Origin of the sequence: Ancylomarina longa, assembly GCF_003996985.1 — a bacterium.
GTDB lineage: Bacteria > Bacteroidota > Bacteroidia > Bacteroidales > Marinifilaceae > Ancylomarina_A > Ancylomarina_A longa.
The window spans coordinates 21,385-41,441 of sequence record NZ_RJJX01000018.1; the positions used below are offsets into that span (position 1 = coordinate 21,385).

Here is a 20,057-nt window from a genome sequence, read left to right on the forward strand (position 1 = left end):
TCAAATGAGAGTAATCTTTTTCTTACTATTATTTCTATTCAATTTTTCATCCTACGCACAGCTTGCAGAAAAAAAACAAGTGGTTGATTGGAATGGCTACGCCCAAATCCGATACTCATCTGGTTCTAACGGATCCAATTCCTTTGCAATGCGCAGGATGAAATTATGGATTCATTCCGGTTCGGATTTCCAGGCTAATTGGGGATTTAAAGTTCAAACGACACTCACCAGTTTTCAGAATGAGAAATTTACCCTGCAGGATGCTTTTGCTTTTTATAAGATGGATAATCTAAAGATTACATTCGGTCAATTTGTACCTAATTACAGCATGCAACGCTTTCAACATGATTATCATATCCCTCTCATGGAAAGAACCCATGTAATTAATGCCTTGATACCTAATGGCACTTTAGGCGTGAGGGATATTGGTATAGAAGGAAATATTCATAATGGTAATAAGAATATAGAAAGTTGGCTTGGACTTTTTAATGGGTATGGTACAAAAGAATACCGTTCGGATAATAAAAGTATCATGATAACGAACAAAACGGTATTCCATCTCCTAAATAAACACTTCGATCTAGGTTATTCAGCGATGTATCGCAAGGCAAGCCAACTTCAGTTGCTCAAGATATTACCTGATTCTCTTCGGTTTAGTGGAAATGATTTTCGCTATAATCTGTTTGCAAAATATAATCTAAAATCATTTCAGATTCAAACAGAATATTTATATGCTCGTTTAAATCGCGCCATAGCGGATGGATACTATATTTTAGCTAGTTTGAAAGTAAGAAAGAGTCAATTTTCCATTTCGTGGGAAAAATATTCTGATCTCATTAAAAACACCGACGATTCTCCCCTTATACATTTAGGTTATAATTACTTAATAAATAAGGATAAGTTGAAATTGATGTTCGACAATGGTTTTAAATTATCTCATGTTGTTGCTAATAATTACTTTGCCAGCATTCAAATGCAAATCTTTTTTCAATAAAAAATGAATAAACAAAATCATCATCATCACGAAGTAAGTGGGAAAAATCTACTTTGGTCTATTCTACTTAATGTTTTCATTACGCTCGCAGAACTCATTGGAGGAATCATTTCGGGAAGTATTTCTCTGTTAAGTGATGCAATTCATAACTTCAGTGATGTATTATCATTAATCATTAGCTATCTAGCAAATAAATTAACAAAAAAAGCAGCAACAAATAATCATACTTATGGCTTTAGTCGATCAGAAGTAATGGCTGCGTTTATAAATGCAACCACTCTTATCGTACTTGCTTTTTATATTTTATTTAAAGGAATAATTAGATTATTCAATCCAGAAAGTGTTGCTGTTGACTGGGTGATTTGGATGGCCTTAGCAAGTATAATTGTAAATGGATTAAGTGTTTTATTTATTAGTAAAGATGCTCATGACAATATCAATATTAAATCAGCCTATCTCCATCTTTTTAGCGATATGCTTACCTCAATTGCAGTATTAGTGGGTGGATTATCAATGAAATACTTTGGGTGGCAATCGGTTGATGCAATATTGTCTATTTCCATTGCACTTTACTTGCTTTATAGTAGTTGGGGAATTTTTAAATCTGCCATTACTATTATCATGCAGTTTACTCCTGCAAATATTGAAATTCATGAAATCACGGAACTGCTTAGCAAAATTCCGGAAATTAAGAACATCCACCACGTGCACGTTTGGCAAATAAATGAGCATAACATCATGTTTGAATCTCATATCGATGTCCACAAAGATTTTAAAATAACGGATTTTGAACTAGTATTAACAAAGATAAAAGACATACTATCTCAATTTAATATTAAACACGTAACGATACAACCAGAATTTTCGGTTGTTGATAATAAACAAATTATTTATAAACATTTTTAAATTTTTTATATCATGATTAATCCAAATGAATGGTTAGAAATTGGACAAAAGTTCCATGGTCACAAATGTCCTGCAATGCCTAATGGTCTAAGAGTTGGTGCTGCTGCAATGAATGCTCTTGGTGTAGAACGTACTGGTGATGGTTTTTTGCACGCAATTTTAGAATTAGGGGACAATCATTGTGCAACCTGTTTTGCTGATGGTATTCAGGTAATTACCGGCTGCACTTATGGTAAAGGAAATATCTCTAAAACTTATAAAGGAAAATGGGGAGTTACACTTATCGATAAAAAAACCAATAGAGCAGTAAGAGTAACTCCTAAAGCAGAAGCAATGATGGCCAATAAAAAGACTGAATTTTTCACCAAGTACCGTATGGTTGGAGTTCCTCCTACACAGGTTCCTGATGAAGTTGTTGAGCCATTAGTACAAATGATTATGAGTGCTCCCGATGAGCAAATGCTAACTGTTTCTGAAATATTTAACTATAAATTTCCTAAAGAAAAGCCTTCCTTCGACGGATTTGTTTGTGAGGAATGCGGCGAAATGGTTGTAGAGCAATATGGAAGAATAAAAGGCGACAAAAAAGTTTGTCAGGATTGCATGGCCAAATAATATCAATTAGCAGATAATAAACTCAGGTTATAAATAATAAGTGGCATAGAATATTGGGTGGGTTAAAAATTATCCTAAACTTGAAGCTTCTTATTACAATATAACCTGAGTTTTTTTTGTTTGAAGGCTATTCGCTGGAGATTACAGCATCATTTTTTTGTTTGGAGGCTACCCGCTGGAAATTACAGCATCATTTTTTGTTTGGAGGCTATCCACTGGAAATTACAGCATCATTTTTTTGTTTGAAGGCTATTCGCTGGAAATTACAGCATCATTTTTTTGTTTGGAAGCTATCCGCTGGAAATTACAGCATCATTTTTTTGTTTGAAAGCTATCCGCTGGAGATTACAGCATCATTTTTTTGTTTGACGATAGCGTAAAATGAAATTGATTTAAATCCAATGAAAAAGTATGAGAATCAATTCTATCCTAAACGGTTCTGTTTATTTATACCTTTTATTGCAACCCAAGTGTTTATGACTAATAACACTATAAAGGGTTTTTTCTTGGCAGCTGGCAAATGGCATCTTTATTAAATAGCTTTCGTTTTACGAAAGCTTTAGTAAGACCGGGAAGTTGAGAACTTTGTTCGAAAATCACCCGGCCGCACTTAAGCTTGAGGCAAATAAGAAAGGTATTTAAAAAGCAGCCTTGATCTTTTTTGCTTCGTTTTTTGGATCAAACCAAAAAATGAAGTCGGGTTTGGGCGAAGCGCCAATTTAATTAGGACAATATTGGATGAAAATATATAATATTCTCACCCTTTCTATTTTATCAATCATTACATATTACCATTCAATTTCAGCCATTACCGGTAAATGATCCGACGGAAATCTACCATTTATCTTATCATCAATAATTTTAAAAGCTTTTACCTTTCCATCATTTTTACTCTTGAAAATATAATCAATTCGATCTATAACCGGTTGATCGTGTTTAAAGCCATTAAAAGTTCCTTGTACTCCCAATCTACCTTCCCTTCCATAATTATATGTATCATACAGTAGCGAATCTAAATAATGATAAACTTTTGTATCTGGTTTTGAATTCAGATCCCCCATAAAAATATAAGGGTATCCTTCGGTATTCAGCTCCTTTATCTTTTTATAGATAAGATGAGCACTATTAATTCTTGCTTTTTTACCCACATGATCGAAATGAGTATTAAAAACCCAAAATCGTTTACCGGAATCTTTATCTTCGAGGAACATATAGGTACAAATTCGATTTAATGCCGCATCCCAACCTTTGGAAACCTTGTCTGGTTTCCGGGACAACCAAAATGTAGATTGTTTGATCACTTTAAAAAGGTCTTTTTTATAAAATACAGCAGAATATTCCCCTTGGGTTTTGCCATCGTGCCTGCCTACTCCCACATAGGTATATTCGCTCAATAAGCTATCCATATATTCAACCTGATTATACAATCCTTCCTGTATTCCAAATACATCAGGATTATATTTTAAAATCAGATTTACAAGATTATCTTTTCGGACATCCCAACGGTTGATTCCATCCTTTGGGTTATCGTATCTCAAATTGTAAGTCATGAATTGATAGGACTGACTTTGAACATTAACAATCAAAATCAATAATGTTGCAGATAATAAAATAATACGTTTCATATATTTCAATTAATATAAATTTACTTTCCCGGACTCAAAACAAAATGTAATTCTCCACCTTTCATTAGCTGCTGATGCGTAATAGTCGATTTGTTATATTCCACACCATTTAGTAAAACTTTCAGGATATTATAGTTCTCTTTTCCTTGATTTTCGGTTGAAACAGTGAACGTTTTACCATTTGGCAGATGAATTACAGCTTTAGCTACGCTTGGAGAAGTAAGATCGTACACCCCATTGGCTGGATTTACAGGATACATTCCCAGGGAAGAGAACACCAACCATGCCGACATTTGACCACAGTCCTCATTTCCGCAATATCCATCAGGTTTTGTGGAGTACTGCGTATTGATGATTCGACGAACCAACTCTTGTGTTTTTTCCGGTTGCCCGATGTAGTTGAACAAATATGCCACATGATGACTTGGTTCGTTGCCATGTGCATATTGCCCAATCATTCCGGTACTGAATATAGGTAAATCATCATCCTTTTCGGGATAATAGGTGAACATAGAATCCAATTTTGCAGCAAATCGCTTTTCGCCAACGGTTTTAATAAACCCGGGAATATCCTGAGGAACATACCAGAAATATTGCCATGCATTACTCTCACAAAAATAATTGGTATAAGCCTTAGGGTCAAAAGGAGTCAGAAACTGTCCTTTCGCGTCTTTGGGTCTGAAGAAAGTAGATTTACTATCGTATAAATACTTCCAGTTCTCCCCTCTTTTCAGAAAATATTTATAATCTTTCTGCTTATTCAACGCCTTTGCAAATTGAGCAATGCACCAATCATCGAAAGCATATTCCAGCGTTTTCGAAACCGACCAGTTTTCTCCTTCAGCCTTAGCAGGAACATAACCCAATTTCATATATTCCGGTATCTGACGACCATTTTCCATTGCCGACTCTTTACATGCCAGATATGCTTTCTCCGCATCCATTTCTATTCCTTTGAAATAAGCATCTACAATCACGGGCACAGCATGATAACCAATCATCATATTCGATTCGTTTCCTGCCAGAGACCATACAGGCAACAAACCTGTTTCGTCGTATTGACTCAAAAAAGATTGCACAAAATCCGACACTTTATCGGGACATAAAATCGTGTATAAGGGATGCGCAGCCCGATAGGTATCCCATAAAGAAAAGGTATCGTAACGATCAAATCCTACTGCAATATGCTCCTTTCTGTCTGCTCCAATATATCTGCCATCCACATCGGAAAGCAAACTTGGAGTTAAATAAACATGGTATAAATTGGTGTAAAATAATTCTTTCTCTTCTTTCGAACCTTCTATTTCTATTCTTGATAAGGCCGTGTTCCATTCCTCATCGGCTTGCTTCCTCGTTGCATCAAAATCCCAATTTGGTATTTCGGCAATCATATTTCGCCTGGCTCCTTCGATAGATGAATAGGATAGTGCAACTTTCAGCAGAATTTGCTCCTTTTCCCGGGTAGGAAAATGAGCAATAAATTTTGTCTTTGTGCCACGCACCTCTCTTTTTTCAGATGGTTCACCCGATTGCTGCAATTCAAAATGATCGAATGCCTTTGAAAATTGAATTGTGAAATAAACCTGTTGATCCTTAGCCCAGCCATTAGATTTACGATAACCGGATATGGTAGAATCATTCTCGACGATGATTTTGGTATCGTAGGGATTATCCCAATTCAATTTATATCCCAGATCGAGTATTATTGTAGAAGCTGTATCTTTTGGAAAAGTATATCGGTGGAAACCAACCCGTTTTGTTGTAGTTAATTCGGCAGTTATTCCCGAACTCAATAAATCTACTTTATAATACCCCGGTGATACCTCTTCCCTATCATGCGAAATTTTTGAATAAGGACGATAATCTCCATCTGGAGTCAAACTCTCTGTAAATCGGCTATTCATGGGCATAATTAGCAAATCATACATATCGCCCGCTCCTGTTCCTGATAAATGTGTGTGACTAAAGCCTGCAATAGTAGAATCTTGCCAAAAATAACCTGCAATTCTGTCCCAACCAGGCAATCCATTATCAGGACTCAATTGTACCATACCAAAAGGAACCACTGCTCCCGGATAAGTATTCCCAGATCCATCGGTACCAACAAATGTATTTACATATGCAGTGAACTTTTTCTCCCCATTACCCGACTCTTTGCTGCATGCAAAAAGACCAAGTACAGCCAAACAAAAGGCTAGTAATCTCATATTCAATAAAAATTTAGATTTTTAAACGTGCTAACATTAAAAAATCAGAATGGAATAATTGGCTTTTGGGAAATAATCTTTCAAATATAGTGAAAAGTACGATATTGATTCCGCAAAACTCCTTTCCTGTCACACAAAAGAGTTGTTTCTGCTACGATAAACTATCTTAAAAGACTCAAACAACACCTCTGCATTTCGGGTTTTTAGGAAGCTATAATTGAAATTCATATCACAAGTTTTGCTTAAATAGGATTTTGACTTATTGATTTCATGTATTATAATTTTCATATTAAGGCTATATGAAAGCCGCATGTAAATTTATGCCTTACACCGTATGTAATTTTATCGATTAAATATAAATGTTCGTTTCATGTGCTTATCTTTAAGCTTTTAATGAAGTTCAAACATCGAATAAATACAAAATAAACATACATACCTAAAAGTAAGACTATGAAAAAACGTGTAACAGGAATTGGCGGTATTTTCTTTAAAAGCAAAAACCCAAAAGATACAAGAGAATGGTACAACAAACATCTAGGCATTCAGTGTCCCGATGAGTATGGTGGTGTTTTTGAGTGGCAAAAGACAAGCAAACCTGAAGAAACTGCATTTACCATTTGGAGTCCGTTTGATGAGAATACAGAATATTTTCAGCCTTCGGAAAAAGATTTCATGTTTAATTATCGTGTGGAAAATCTGGTAGAGTTATTAAAATTACTAAAAGAAGAAGGCGTTGAAATTGTGGGTGAAATGCAGGAATTTGAATATGGTAAATTCGCATGGATTTTAGATCCTGAAGGAAATAAGGTGGAATTATGGGAACCCATTGAAGGTCCGTTCAGTGAAATGTATAAAGGTAAATCAACATCAGAATGAGAAAGGCTGTAGTGAGATTTATGGATCCGCTTAGCATCGCTGAGAAAAATCTGAAATATTCCATTGTTTGCTCCAGATATCAAGATAATTGGATTTTTGTACGAAACCATACCCGAAAAACCTGGGAAATGCCAGCCGGACATATTGAAACTAATGAAACCGCTTTACAAGCAGCAAAAAGAGAATTATATGAAGAAACCGGAGCTATAAGTTTTAATTTGCGTACGATATGCGATTATACTTGCGATTGGAAGGGAGAAACTAATTATGGTAGAATATACTTTGCCAATGTAGTACAATTAGGTGAATTGCCTCCTTTTGAAATTGCCGAGATCCGCCTTTTCAAAAATCTACCAGAAAATCTCACTTATCCGGATATTCAAAATTTAATATTTGAAAAAGTAAAGAATTGCTTACTTACAACTAATCCCTGAATAAATCTCCCAAAACCTCCTAATTTTACAAAAATTTGGAGGTTTTAGGAAAATTAAAATAAATCCATTTCAATTAATATTATATGACTCAGATTCATTTTCACGAAGGTTTTTACACACCAATTAAAGAAGGTATAAAAACACAAACTGCCCGAGTTGGAGAACCTGTTTATCCCTTGGGTAAGGCTGAAGCCATTTTCTCTGACAATAAGTCTTTGCCTATTGAAATCACTAAAGTATCACATAAAACCTTTAATCAACTTAGTAAGAAAGAAGCGGAAAAAGATGGTTTCCAATCGAAACAGGAACTTTGGAATATCCTCCTCAAATTTTATCCTAAACTAGAAAAAACAGATATCTTGATGTTGGTAGAATTTCGCTGTATTTAGAAATAAAATAGCAAGTAGGATTAGGCTCGATATTGCATAATAATAATAAGCCAATGTGAAAATTTACAAAAAGCATTTCTTTCTAGGCAGAATAACAAATTATTTTTGAAATAGTATACAAACTGGTTTAGCAACCTTCAACTCTTCCACAAATGTGAGCAATCCTGTCTTCTTATCTCTTTTAAAACACACAATATTATTTGTGTTCTGATTTGCCACGAGAAGAAATTTTTCGTCGGGCGATAAGCTGAAATTACGGGGATGATCGCCAAGAGTAGATTCAAATCCTATGGAATTCAATTTTCCACCATTTGAAACCTTATAAATAGCAATACTATTATGTCCTCGATTTGAAGCATATAAAAAATTACCATCGGAGCTAATATGAATATCTGCCGGAAAACTTTCTCCCTGAAAATCATTTGGTAAGGTAGAAACAGATCCTAGCAAGCTAAGTGTTTTATCTGCTGCAATCTGAACTGTACTAATCGTATTATTCAATTCATTAATCACATATATATATTTATCATTAGGATGAAAAGCTAAATGTCGCGGACCTGCGCCATCTTCCATTTCTAATTTATCTTTCAATCGGAACTTATTATTGACACGATCTATCTCCGAAATCCACAATTCATTTGTACCTAAATCTACTGCGATTACCAAATTGGAATTAGGTACAAACCAAATACTATGTGCATGCGCTTTGTCCTGTCGAACTTTATTCGCTCCCGACCCAATATGTTGCTGCACATCTAAAAGAGTAGACAATTTAGAATCCTTATCAACTTTTAAAAGCCCATTGGTTCCACTGGTGTAGTTTGCAGTAAGTACAATTCCCTCTTGGTTTGCACCTACAAAACAAGGATGAGCTCCACCACTGGATCTACGACTGATTAATTTCAAAGAATTACCAACCAAATAGGATTCAACCGTTCCTTTTCCTTCAACAGTATTTATCTCATTTACTGCCAATAGAGTGTTTCCATTATTAGCAAAAGTCAAAAAAGATGGATTATCTGATCTAGCTTGTAAGCTTAACATCGTCATATGCCCAATAGAATCCATTTCCACCTTATAAATACCTTTGGAACTTGTATCTGTATAAGTTCCGACATAAAAAGAATAATTTACTTTTTTCATATTTGTTTTTTGGTTCTGACATGCGAATACAGCCAATAAAAGCATTATGACGATGAAATTTCTCTTAAACATACAATTGATTTTTTTGAATGCATAAAGATAGGGTAAATATAAATGAGATCATTTGCTACACATCTATAGTTACCCCTAATCCGGAATTGAAACGTTTTAAATCAATACGATTTTCTTCTTAATAGTTTTATTTAGGTATTGAATTATCAGCAAATAAATTCCTGCAGATAAGGCAGTCAGATCAATATTTGCCTGATTACTATTTTGATGATGTTCTGATATTTTTCGTCCATTGGAATCATAAATACTTAATTCAAATTCGCTAACCGTATCCTCATCAATTGATACTGTAAAAATTCCATTAGTAGGATTGGGATAAACCAATACGCTGCCACTTTCTTTGTTTCCTTCCTCCGGACTAGGTTCCGGATCGGTTCCGGGATTAGGATCTGCAGCAATGGTATCCTTCAATACAAGCTTGTGATTACCAGATGACAGATCAACCGTGATTTCAAAAACGCCATTCTTATTGGCATCGCCAACGCGCTGCAAGGTATCATCTACAAAAACACCAAAAGAGGAATTGCTCTTTAAATCGAGAGCAAAAATTTTTAAAACCCGATCTCCGGCAACTGGATTTGCCGTGTAAGACATGCTAGCTGTATCACCCTGTGCCTGAAAAAGGTAAAGATGATTTTCCCAATCCACACCAATCGTATTAGCATTAGAAATAAGTTTTCCACCTGAAGATGCCGGGTTTTTATTATCACCAATTTTAATTGTGTGCAAAAAAGTAAGATTCTCCTGTACATTTGTAGGTTCCACCTCAATCCGCCAAAACCCAGGATGTTCGTTCACCAAATCAATATTCCTATCTGGAGGATAATTTGTTCCGTCGACCCAATACTCATAATTACTTCCACCTATCAAAGTTGTGGTAGTAGATTCAGGAAGTAGTGTTCGAATTGCAAGACTTCCCTTACCATTGGTTGTTTTGTAATCGCGTCCGTTATACGTTAATATGTGATCTGCTACCTGAGTATTGATAATTTTGCCACTTATTTCAGGCCTATTTACAAAATGATTGATATACTTTGCTTTTCTCTCGTTACTCTGAGTATACAACAAATGAATATGATCTAACACTAGCACACGGTCCGGTTTATGAAATAGAACCCTTCTTTCAAATCGATCCAGTTTGTCAGCTTGGTACGAATCAGCAGCATCTGCTACCTGATAGGAATAATCTTCTCCCGAGGCGTAACGTATCCACTTTCCGCGTTTGTGATCATCAGAAAAAACATCATTTAAGTTTTCTAACCTATCCGATTCAATTTGTCCTCCATCATTAGAAACTGTTTTTCCAAAATTCCGATAGGTTTCGGAAGCATCATAAACACAAACAGAATTATGCGCAATGGTTCGGGAATAATAGTTATTGTAATGAGATGTTCCGAAAGAATCATAAAAACCAGCATCTAAAATCAAAGGCTTATCGCGAATAATCGTGAAAGTATTATTATCGCGATGTTCGTGATCTGCCCTCTTAGAAGGAGCACAGTAAAACCAAAGCATTGTTGCATCATCTTCCCAGGATGTTCTACTAACTGCTAATCCCGTTTTATTAGCCCACCAGTTCAAAGGTGGTTGCGGGTGTTGTACATTCGCTGCTTCAAAATCCTTATACAATAGCTTTTGAAAAATTAAACTGGAATTATTTAAATATCCCACTCCACCATAAATCTGCACCAAATACTGACTTCTCGGATCTCCAAATTGAGCTGCATGGCGGTACATTACCCTGTTAGCCTGATCTAAATGAATTATTGCATCTCCCAAATGAATAGTAAAATGATCAGGACGATAGAAGTACCAGTACTGATTGATAGATTCCCTTACCCAAGGCTGATCTTGATAATAATTTTTATCAGTAGCGTAAAGCATATCATCGAACAATTGATATTGTCTTGGTAAACCAAACATCGAATATGCAGCTCCCCAATTCCAACCACCATCATCATCACGAAAGTAAGCAAAGGCTGGTAAAATCCCATTCTCCCATTTATCAACCAAAGTTTTATACCAAGCATTTATTGTTGACATTTGGGAGGAAGACAAACCATCGGCTCCATGAAGTGCCAACGTGGCATGCATTGTTATACTACAATTGTAAATATTGTGACTGGAAACATAACTATTTCCAGAAGGTGTAAGTACATAATTCTCCATAAAATACTCCAAAACCCGGTAAAGAGCTTTAGATAAATCCTGCCGAAGAGCTTGAGGAATTTCATCATAGGTCCAATCTAAAAGAATTCCACCATAGTCACAGTTGATGCGTAAGAGATTTTCCTTGGTATCTCCTGAGTAATTATTAAAATTTAACCCCTCGAGATATTCAATATATCTGGAAATAATAAATTCACATCTTTTCTGTGCTAAACCATCAGTTCCCAATTGCAAAAGAAATGCCGTCATCTTCGACATCTGAAATGCACTATTCGAATTAAAATTATAATGCCATTGACTAGAATCCGACCCCACAAGGTAAGTATCGGCATCGGTTACCCAATTTCTGTCGTAACTACTTTTAAATCGACTATAGGTCTCACCGCTTTCTCCTCCCGAAATATTTGCTTTCAACCAATTAAAGCGTTCGGCTGAAATATCCAATCTTGGTCTGTTCGCATGAATTGTAGGAACATCCTGCGAATAACACGCGGTAAGTAGAAAGAAAAACAAAAAAATAAATACACTCCTCATCACACCCTCGATTTTATAACGTATTATAAAATACAAAATTCCAAGGAATTGATAAGGATAAAAACACCTCTACAGAGCTTATTTAGAATTCAGCGGAAAGGATATATTTCTATTCAGTTTTTTGAATTCTCTAAAAATAAAAATGCCGGCAATAATCGCCGATCCAACATCAGAAATTGGGCCAGCAAACCAAACACCGGTCAATCCCAGGAAACGTGGCAGAAAAAACAAAATTGGGATAAGCAAAATTACTTGTCGCATTAGGGTAAGTAAAGTGGAAATTCCAGCCTTTCCAATAGATTGAAAATAATTCCCTACTATAATCTGGAAACCCACAACAGGTAAAGCAATTAAAAAAGTTTTTAAACCTACAGAACCAACTTTCAGCAATTCCTCACTACTACTATTAAATACCTGTACAAGTGTTTCTGGGAATAGTTGAACTACTACCCAACCCAAAATCACTATTCCGGTTGCGGCTTTCATACAAATAATCAATGTTTCTTTAACTCGTTCATAGTGCTTTGCTCCGTGATTAAATCCGAATATAGGCTGTGCTGCCATATTAATTGCTACCACGGTCATTACAATCAACATAGCAACTGAATTGATCACTCCCATGGCTGCAATGGCAATGTCATTACTGAATTTAACCAATTGAATATTGTAAAGAGCCTGTACGAAACTACCTGCAATCTGCATAGAAAAAGGTGCAAAGCCAATTGTAATTATATAAATCACGATCTGTCCGTTGAGTTTAAAATTAGACAAGCGTAATTTAATTACTGATTTTTGACTTAAGAAATGACGAACAACCCAGATGCATAGGATAAATTGAGAAATAATAGTTGCCCAGGCAGCACCTGCAACACCCAAATCCAAAACAAAAATAAAGATGGGATCCAGCACGATATTAGTTCCAGCACTAATCAGCATAGAATACATAGCTATTTTGGCATTTCCTTCTGATCGGATAAGGTTATTCATGGAAAAACCTACAACACTAAATATTGCCCCATATAGAATGATATTTAAATATTCGTTAGCAATATCCATTGTATCTACTCCAACACCAAACAATCGAAGCAATGGGTCTTTTATTGTGAATCCTATAATAGTTATCAGTACCGAAACAATTATCATTAAAACAAAGGAATTACCTAAAACCCACTCTGCCCTCGCAAAATCTTTTTTCCCAAGGTTAATAGAAATCCGAACTCCCGCGCCTAAACCAATTAACATCCCAAATGCCATAAGTATTAGCATGATTGGAAACACCGCACTTAATCCGGATAATGCAATTGCTCCTACTCCCTGACCGATAAAAATTCTATCAACAACATTGTACAGCGAATTTACCATTACGCCAGTGAAAGCTGGCAAAAAATATTTCCACAACAATTTCTTGATGCTTGAATTCTCGAGTTCGTAAACATTTTGGGAATTTCTATCCATAGGCAATTTTAGTGTGGCAAATGTACCATTAATGCAGTGTAATGGTTATTAAATCTAAATAAAAAGGTAGGGAAATCGGCAAATAACGATTACATGGAGGTAAATCAATGATGAGAAGAGGTCAACAGAATCAAAGTCGACAAAATCTATTTGAACCTATTTTCTTTATGATACTATAGATGTTTATAGTATCATAAAGATCAATTTATTAAAATGTGCAGTAGATATTATTTAAAGCAATACATACCTGTCTTTTTCAGCAAAGTAATCCATCACAATTGTTCGGGTATGAAAAATAGCCGAATGCAGTACTCCTTCAGAAATAAAATAATGATCTCCTTTTCGATAATTTTTAGTATCTCCTCCAATAGTTAAATCCATATTTCCATCAATAACAACTCCCCATTGTGCAGCATGAGAATGACGGGGAACTTTGCCAATTGCTTCTATTTCGAAGAATACAATTTGATGATTTTCACCTTGTGCTACCCAACCACGAACACCATCAAAGGGAATATTTGCCTCAGGTAGATCCTTTATAATATCTGGATAAATGTTACTCATTACATTAATTTTAATGTGTACAAAGAATTTCAAACAAAAGATATAAATATTAAAAAATACAAAGACGTCAAAACTATGCATTCCTGCAAATTTAATATTTCAAAATAGAATATTACAACTTATTGATTCGCCATCATATTCGCACAAATTCAGAATTGTTTAGTCCAATTTTTAATCGCATCATTCCTGGTAAAGCAAAAAAACCTCATCTTGCGAAGAGGTTTTAATTATTAATTCAAATCATGAAGACTAAATGTCCATTTCGTAATGGCGCATCCTTTTTTGTTTTGTTCTTGCCTTTAAAATCCGGTATTTCTTTCCAAAGAAATATCTAAATGTCAATTTTGCTATTCTGGTTTCTTTTCCATTTAACTCTCGTTGGTCAAAATCTGTATCGCCGGAATTAATTTTAAATTTGAAAGTATCAAATAGATCATACACATTTAAGGATAGACTAGCTTTTTTCTTCAAAATTCTTCGGCTAAATCCTAAGTCGACATAGTACAAGTTATCGTATTCTCCTTGAGCTGTAGGCGTATTGGTCTGATAACGGAAACTGGCCTGAAAATTAAACCAATTCGGAATTCTCATCACAGAAGTGACTTTTCCTTCCAAGAAATAAGCATCATTTGATTTAAATTTCAATTCGTCGTTTGGAGAATTTTTTTCATATCCGGAATAAACATATCCATTAAAACTCCACCATTTATTGAATTTAGCAGAAGCCTCAACCTCCAGACCGTAAGTAAATTTGCTATTAAGATTCGTGTAGGAAACAATAGCATTTCCATTTGAATCCACACTTCTAAACTGATTAATTAAATTGTTATAGTAATTTGCAAATACTCCTATTTTATAATTTGCTTTATCTCTTTTAAATGCAATTGACAATTCCCCATTATGCGTATAATAAGCAGATATATCCTGACTACCCAATCGCTGATTTTCCGGATCCTTCAAATTCTGAAATGGATTCAACATTCTGGAATCAGGACGATAAACCATTTTTGAATAGGATAAAATCACCTGCTTTTTATCGTTTAATCTGTATGATAAATGCATGCTTGGAAAGAAATCCAGATACTCATCATTATAAGCTTGATTGGTTTGGATATCAGAATATTCGGATCTTACACCAAATTGGTATCCTAAATTTCCCTTTTTCCCATTGTACTGCACATACAAACCATGAATTTGCTCCTTGTAATTAAAAGCGGTAGACATGTCTGCAGGTTCATTATAATCAATTTCGTTACTGCGGTACATATACCCCGTTTCAATAGAAGCGCTTTTCCCTACAGGGTGACTGTAATCAATCTGTACAACAGCTTCCTTCCGATCTGAATTAAAGAAATCATTAGATTCTGTCAAATTATTATCAGAATCCCAATCTTTATATTTCCCTTCATTATCTGCACTATTATCTGTATAAGCCACATCAACAGATAATTCTTCTCCTTTTTTTTCAAATTTATGAATAAAGGACGCATTGTAAACCCACGATAACATATCGATATCAACTGCACTTTCCCGTGATGTTTCCTCCGGAAATGAACTGCTTAATAAATTAGCTCTATCGTATATATAAAACCCATTCCAATTTTGCTTAAACATTCGATTGGTAACAGCAAGACTTAAAGTATTATTGTCATTAATTAGATAATCCAAACCAATTTTACTAATGTGACTCCTATTTCCAAAATCAACATCTGCATTTTCCTTCAGACTATTTAAAAAGCTACCACTGTGTATTAATCTGTCAACGGAATAATCTCTTGCTGCCCACTCGTTGCGATAGCTATAGAATCCTGATAGATTTATTTTTCCAGTGCGGAGATTTGCACTAGCATTCGCTCCATGCTTATCCTTTGTTCCAACCGTACCTGAAAAATTACCATTAAAGCCTTTGGTATGCTCTTTTTTCATTATAATATTAATAATTCCTGAGGCTCCGGAAGCATCATATTTAGCAGAAGAACTACTGATCAACTCTACCCTATCAACATCAGCAGCTGACATATTTCTTAATATATCCGCAGGATTTAATCCTAATACGCCACTGATTTTACCATCAATCAAAATTTTTACGTTTGAACTACCACGAAATTGAATTTCTCCCTCTGGATTTACACTCAATTTAGGAATAGTAGCAAGCACATCATTAATAGAACCTCCGTCAGCAACTGGTGAATTGGAAACATTATAAACCGTTTTATCCAATTCAACTCTTGAAAAGTCACGCTTTCCTTCCACTTTAACTTCGGATATACTCTTGGTATCCGATTGCAAATAAATAGGCTTAGAAATTACTTTGTGCTGATTTTCTTTCAGAAATAGGGTACTTCCATGTATTCCCTGGAATCCCATGAAATCAACTTTCAGAAAGTATTTGTCTTCTTTCAATTTATCGAGTTTAAATTCTCCTCTTTTGTTGGTAATTGTTCCTTTAACGAAAGTAGAATCTGAAAGGGTATAAATAGAAACAGTGGCAAATTCCAAAGGCTTTTGATTTTCCTTTTCGGCAATCTGTCCTTTTAAGCTAGAATTCATTACATCTGTCGACTTATTTTGAGCATTTAATGCGGTAGTCGATAAAATAAATAATGCAATAAAAATGAGGCTTTTTAAATAAGTAAATTTTAGGTTCATTAGTCAATTAGATTTTTATAGTTAGGCAGAACAAAAATAAAAAATTTATGATGTAAGTACATATAAATTTTAAAAAATCTATTATTAATTAATAAAAATCTGCCGTTTGTCAGAGAATATCGCTTATTCGCACGAAATAGTTTCCCTCAGTAACTTTGTATTAGTTATCTAAAGAACTTGTTGCTTATCCGGTAATAACACAATTCGCCATAATAGTTTACCTGACAACAACAAAAAACCACCTATTCGAATGAATGGTGGTCTACTATTTTTGCTAATAATTTTATCATATCTCCAATTGTTGTTTTAACAGTTTAAATCCATTTCTACTTACTTTTAAACTCTCTCCTGTCTTAAGAATCACAATCCATTGGTCCTTTTCGTAAGGTTGTAATTGTGATATTTGATCGATTCGAACCAGATAGGAACGATGAATTCTACAAAATTCTTTATCATTCAGATGAGATTCGAAGTACTTCATAGTTTTTTGTTTGAGATGATGTCCCTGATCCGTATAAATCATTACGTAATCGTCCTGTGCTTCGAAGTATCTTATTTTAGAAACAGCAATCACATCTATTTTATTTCGGGATTTTACTACTACGCGCGTTAATTCCTCTTTGGCAGTATCATTATGCGATTTTAGTTTTTCAATTGCTTCTCTACTTCTGCTTGAATGAGTGATTCTCTCCTTTGCCTTTTCCAAAGCATCCTCAAACCTATCCTTCGAAAATGGTTTTAGCAGGTAATCAATAGCATTGTGTTCAAAGGCTTTAATAGCATATTCATTGTAAGCGGTAGTGAATACAATATTACAGGCATCATCAAGTAATTCCAACATTTCGAAACCAGTTAACTTAGGCATCTGGATATCTAAAAACACCAAATCGGGTTGCAAATTGCTGATGGCTTTTAAGGCCTGAAATCCATCGGAACATTCCCCTACAATTTCAATATCCGAATGATCTTTCAAAAAATTGCGAACCAAATCTCTCGCCAGACTTTCGTCATCTACAATTAAAGCCTTCAAATTATTCATATTTTATACACTTTGTGGAAATTCAAGATGAACTGTAAAATGATCATTTCCTTTTACTATTTTCATTAGGTCTGCTCGTCCGTATATTAATCGCAAACGCTCCTGTATATTTCTCAATCCAATTCCTTTTCCCTTACTTGGCACCGAATCCGGATCGAAATTATTTGTAATGCTAATTTTTAGTCTACCTTCCTCTGCCCGACACTTAGTCCGAATAGTAACTGGTTCCAAACTCTCATGAACTCCGTATTTTATAGCATTCTCGAAAAGAGGTTGCAATATCAGATTTGGTATTTTTAAGTGCCTGCAAGTTTCTGTCAAGTCATATTCCAACTGCAAACGGTCGCCAAAACGCACTTTTTCAATCTCCAGATACAAACGAATATTATCCAATTCATTCTTCAGACTATTTAGCTCCTTTAAATTCTGATCTAATGAATAGCGCAGGAATGTAGACAACTTCACCACCATTTCACGAGAATCCTCAGGATTCGACAAAGTGAGTGAACTAACAGAATTCAAACTATTAAATAAAAAATGAGGATTAATTTGCGATTTTAATGCATTGAGCTCCGCTTCCTTTACCAAATTTTTCAATTCCGATTCATTTGTTAGTTTCTCTTTAAAATTCTGATAGTATATGATAAGATAATACACCATCACAATATAGTCGTAGGTGCACAAAGCAAGAAAGATCTGCCAATGAATAGGGATTATCCAGTTTAAGCCTTCCTGAGGATAAGTATCAAAAAAAGTTATTCTTATCTGATAAGACAAAGAAATCCATAACCCTACAATTATAATTCCGGCTGTTAAATGGTGTAGCAAAAATCCGGCAACTCCAGAATTTTCGAGACTAGTATATACAACAACAAACCAGATACAAGCCCCTAATATCAGTAATGGTAAAGAAAAGCTGAATGCATTTGCAAGTGAGTTATATACAGGCCTGCCATCAAAATACCATCCAATTATAAATAATGAAGTAACAAAGAATACCCAACTAGCAAGGTAAATGGGTATTCCGTATCGAAAATGTAGTACGGGGTGCTTCATCGATTCTATTTATAGGACTTAATTTCGCATCCTCCTAAGGCAACTAATCCTTTAATCACTAACTCTTTCTTAGGCTCAACAATATAATTGGTTGTTGGCATTCTCTTATCTGATACTCCTCCCAATATTGCTGACACCTCTACCCTAACATCCCAATCGGATGGCACAATTAAAGTACATCCTCCGAACATGGCAAACAAATCGATAACATTAGTTCCTTCAGCCAACTGTGCATTGGTTAAATTTAGTTGGGAACCACCAAATACACAGGTTATTTTCCCTCCTTTAAAATTCTTGTTATTAATTACCTTTTCGCCACCACCAAAAATATTTAACTCATCGATATAATCAACGGAAGTTTCTTTATCCGAACGATTTCTAAAGTCGTAATCTCCTCGCCTGCGTATGATAACAACACCTACAAGAATTAAGATGATAGGCCAAAACAATCCGCGTAAGTTATATCCCCAATCAAAGACCAGAGGAAAGAGGAATACACCTCCTACAATCATTAAAACAATCCCTGCAGTTTTATCCTTTTTACCAAGAAAGAAAAGAGCTCCTAATCCAAGCAATAACGCAGGCCAGGAAAAGATTATATGTCTAAATTCATAAGGAAATATATCGAGGTTTTTGAATACCAATAGTAAGCCAAAAAGGATTAAGAAAATACCAAAAATGGCTCGGTTATTTTGATTTGATTGATGATGTGATCTCATAATATTCTATTTTAAGCAATGAATTTATTGTTTTTTACTACAGTAAGGTGAATCGGGTGCAAAAATAAATGCAATCCCTCCCAAGATTAGAATTACTGGAAAGAACCATATTTCCCAGTTCTGTGGCATAAAAGTGAGATTATCCATCATAAAATAGATCCCCACACCCATGGCAATTATTCCTGAAAATATTTTTCTGCTCACAGCAATCTGTAAAACTCCAATTAAAATCAAAATGGCTTCCCAACGATATAGATAAGTCTCTATAAACTCGGATTGAAAGTTCACTTGCTGTAGTAAAACTACTACTCCCACAATGATTAGTAGTATTCCTATAAATAAGCTATGCCTTTTTTTCATCTCCTTCATAACAATTACATTTTAGGTTTTTCCTTTAATTCTAATGCTAATTTAGACTATGATTGCCCATAAAAATACTCCAAATCGATTAAAGGCTTATTCTAATCGGTAAATGGTAAAGAAAATATGCAGAAAATTAAAAAGACCACACTATGGTGGTCTTCTAAAATGAATAGCGAGGATTCTCTTGTTTGGTTGAAATAGGAGATACAACACTTATTTTTGTGGCAGTTTTCCTTCAAAAAACAATT

General features: G+C 34.8%; 17 protein-coding genes. 6 read left to right on the plus strand and 11 right to left on the minus strand.

Going from position 1 to position 20,057, the window contains the following annotated elements; genetic code table 11:
* The first annotated feature begins 4 nt into the window (after window positions 1-4).
* From DLK05_RS12165 to DLK05_RS12175, 3 genes are read left to right on the plus strand one after another with little or no spacing between them, the layout of a single operon-like run.
* Entirely contained in the window at window positions 5-994 is a 990-nt protein-coding gene (locus tag DLK05_RS12165; protein ID WP_127344278.1) for a porin, read from the plus strand.
* 3 nt (window positions 995-997) lie between these two features.
* A complete protein-coding gene (locus tag DLK05_RS12170; RefSeq protein ID WP_127344279.1) occupies window positions 998-1,900 on the plus strand; it encodes a cation diffusion facilitator family transporter in 903 nt (300 codons plus the stop codon).
* A 12-nt stretch (window positions 1,901-1,912) separates the two neighbouring features.
* Entirely contained in the window at window positions 1,913-2,515 is a 603-nt protein-coding gene (locus DLK05_RS12175) for an FmdE family protein (RefSeq protein WP_127344280.1), read from the plus strand.
* Window positions 2,516-3,303: 788 nt separating this feature from the next.
* Here the strand turns inward: DLK05_RS12175 and DLK05_RS12180 are convergent.
* Window positions 3,304-4,140, minus strand: coding sequence for an endonuclease/exonuclease/phosphatase family protein (locus DLK05_RS12180; protein ID WP_127344281.1), 837 nt, complete (start codon window positions 4,138-4,140; stop codon window positions 3,304-3,306).
* Between the two features lie 20 nt (window positions 4,141-4,160).
* On the minus strand, window positions 4,161-6,347 hold the full coding sequence (locus DLK05_RS12185; RefSeq protein WP_127344282.1) for a GH92 family glycosyl hydrolase: 2,187 nt from the start codon (window positions 6,345-6,347) through the stop codon (window positions 4,161-4,163).
* Between the two features lie 450 nt (window positions 6,348-6,797).
* Between DLK05_RS12185 and DLK05_RS12190 the strand changes: the two genes are divergently transcribed.
* The 3 genes from DLK05_RS12190 to DLK05_RS12200 all read left to right on the plus strand — a co-directional run bounded on the left by DLK05_RS12190 (window position 6,798) and on the right by DLK05_RS12200 (window position 8,046).
* Window positions 6,798-7,223 (plus strand): VOC family protein, encoded by a 426-nt coding sequence (locus DLK05_RS12190; protein ID WP_127344283.1) that lies wholly within the window; start codon window positions 6,798-6,800, stop codon window positions 7,221-7,223.
* Window positions 7,220-7,657, plus strand: a complete 438-nt coding sequence (locus DLK05_RS12195) for an NUDIX hydrolase (protein ID WP_127344284.1) — start codon at window positions 7,220-7,222, stop codon at window positions 7,655-7,657. Before DLK05_RS12190 ends, DLK05_RS12195 begins: the two co-directional genes overlap by 4 nt.
* An 83-nt stretch (window positions 7,658-7,740) precedes the next feature.
* Window positions 7,741-8,046: an ASCH domain-containing protein gene (locus DLK05_RS12200; RefSeq protein WP_127344285.1), complete on the plus strand. Its 306-nt coding sequence runs from the start codon at window positions 7,741-7,743 to the stop codon at window positions 8,044-8,046.
* Between the two features lie 99 nt (window positions 8,047-8,145).
* Here DLK05_RS12200 and DLK05_RS12205 read toward each other — a convergent pair whose 3' ends face one another.
* From DLK05_RS12205 to DLK05_RS12245, 9 genes are all read right to left on the minus strand, one after another.
* Window positions 8,146-9,189 (minus strand): lactonase family protein, encoded by a 1,044-nt coding sequence (locus DLK05_RS12205; RefSeq protein ID WP_209319862.1) that lies wholly within the window; start codon window positions 9,187-9,189, stop codon window positions 8,146-8,148.
* A 168-nt stretch (window positions 9,190-9,357) separates the two neighbouring features.
* Window positions 9,358-11,964, minus strand: coding sequence for a T9SS type A sorting domain-containing protein (locus DLK05_RS12210; protein WP_127344287.1), 2,607 nt, complete (start codon window positions 11,962-11,964; stop codon window positions 9,358-9,360).
* Window positions 11,965-12,042: 78 nt separating this feature from the next.
* Window positions 12,043-13,419, minus strand: a complete 1,377-nt coding sequence (locus DLK05_RS12215) for an MATE family efflux transporter (protein WP_127344288.1) — start codon at window positions 13,417-13,419, stop codon at window positions 12,043-12,045.
* A 231-nt stretch (window positions 13,420-13,650) separates the two neighbouring features.
* The gene (locus tag DLK05_RS12220) at window positions 13,651-13,983 is read right to left on the minus strand and encodes a cupin domain-containing protein (RefSeq protein ID WP_127344289.1); all 333 of its coding nucleotides are present in this window, start codon (window positions 13,981-13,983) and stop codon (window positions 13,651-13,653) included.
* Between the two features lie 249 nt (window positions 13,984-14,232).
* Complete coding sequence (locus DLK05_RS12225) at window positions 14,233-16,632, minus strand: TonB-dependent receptor (protein ID WP_127344290.1); 2,400 nt, start codon at window positions 16,630-16,632, stop codon at window positions 14,233-14,235.
* A gap of 286 nt (window positions 16,633-16,918) precedes the next feature.
* Window positions 16,919-17,671, minus strand: a complete 753-nt coding sequence (locus tag DLK05_RS12230) for a LytR/AlgR family response regulator transcription factor (RefSeq protein WP_127344291.1) — start codon at window positions 17,669-17,671, stop codon at window positions 16,919-16,921.
* A gap of 3 nt (window positions 17,672-17,674) precedes the next feature.
* On the minus strand, window positions 17,675-18,727 hold the full coding sequence (locus DLK05_RS12235; RefSeq protein ID WP_127344292.1) for a sensor histidine kinase: 1,053 nt from the start codon (window positions 18,725-18,727) through the stop codon (window positions 17,675-17,677).
* A 5-nt stretch (window positions 18,728-18,732) separates the two neighbouring features.
* Window positions 18,733-19,446, minus strand: coding sequence for a LiaF transmembrane domain-containing protein (locus DLK05_RS12240; RefSeq protein WP_127344293.1), 714 nt, complete (start codon window positions 19,444-19,446; stop codon window positions 18,733-18,735).
* Window positions 19,447-19,470: 24 nt separating this feature from the next.
* Window positions 19,471-19,815, minus strand: a complete 345-nt coding sequence (locus tag DLK05_RS12245; protein ID WP_127344294.1) for a LiaF transmembrane domain-containing protein — start codon at window positions 19,813-19,815, stop codon at window positions 19,471-19,473.
* Between the last annotated feature and the right edge of the window lie 242 nt (window positions 19,816-20,057).

Bases quoted from the DNA above. Each gene is read 5' to 3' on its own strand.
- DLK05_RS12165 (WP_127344278.1), top strand. From the start codon at position 5: ATGAGAGTAATCTTTTTCTTACTATTATTTCTATTCAATTTTTCATCC.
- DLK05_RS12170 (WP_127344279.1), top strand. From the start codon at position 998: ATGAATAAACAAAATCATCATCATCACGAAGTAAGTGGGAAAAATCTA.
- DLK05_RS12175 (WP_127344280.1), top strand. From the start codon at position 1,913: ATGATTAATCCAAATGAATGGTTAGAAATTGGACAAAAGTTCCATGGT.
- DLK05_RS12180 (WP_127344281.1), bottom strand. From the start codon at position 4,140: ATGAAACGTATTATTTTATTATCTGCAACATTATTGATTTTGATTGTT.
- DLK05_RS12185 (WP_127344282.1), bottom strand. From the start codon at position 6,347: ATGAGATTACTAGCCTTTTGTTTGGCTGTACTTGGTCTTTTTGCATGC.
- DLK05_RS12190 (WP_127344283.1), top strand. From the start codon at position 6,798: ATGAAAAAACGTGTAACAGGAATTGGCGGTATTTTCTTTAAAAGCAAA.
- DLK05_RS12195 (WP_127344284.1), top strand. From the start codon at position 7,220: ATGAGAAAGGCTGTAGTGAGATTTATGGATCCGCTTAGCATCGCTGAG.
- DLK05_RS12200 (WP_127344285.1), top strand. From the start codon at position 7,741: ATGACTCAGATTCATTTTCACGAAGGTTTTTACACACCAATTAAAGAA.
- DLK05_RS12205 (WP_209319862.1), bottom strand. From the start codon at position 9,189: ATGAAAAAAGTAAATTATTCTTTTTATGTCGGAACTTATACAGATACA.
- DLK05_RS12210 (WP_127344287.1), bottom strand. From the start codon at position 11,964: ATGAGGAGTGTATTTATTTTTTTGTTTTTCTTTCTACTTACCGCGTGT.
- DLK05_RS12215 (WP_127344288.1), bottom strand. From the start codon at position 13,419: ATGGATAGAAATTCCCAAAATGTTTACGAACTCGAGAATTCAAGCATC.
- DLK05_RS12220 (WP_127344289.1), bottom strand. From the start codon at position 13,983: ATGAGTAACATTTATCCAGATATTATAAAGGATCTACCTGAGGCAAAT.
- DLK05_RS12225 (WP_127344290.1), bottom strand. From the start codon at position 16,632: ATGAACCTAAAATTTACTTATTTAAAAAGCCTCATTTTTATTGCATTA.
- DLK05_RS12230 (WP_127344291.1), bottom strand. From the start codon at position 17,671: ATGAATAATTTGAAGGCTTTAATTGTAGATGACGAAAGTCTGGCGAGA.
- DLK05_RS12235 (WP_127344292.1), bottom strand. From the start codon at position 18,727: ATGAAGCACCCCGTACTACATTTTCGATACGGAATACCCATTTACCTT.
- DLK05_RS12240 (WP_127344293.1), bottom strand. From the start codon at position 19,446: ATGAGATCACATCATCAATCAAATCAAAATAACCGAGCCATTTTTGGT.
- DLK05_RS12245 (WP_127344294.1), bottom strand. From the start codon at position 19,815: ATGAAGGAGATGAAAAAAAGGCATAGCTTATTTATAGGAATACTACTA.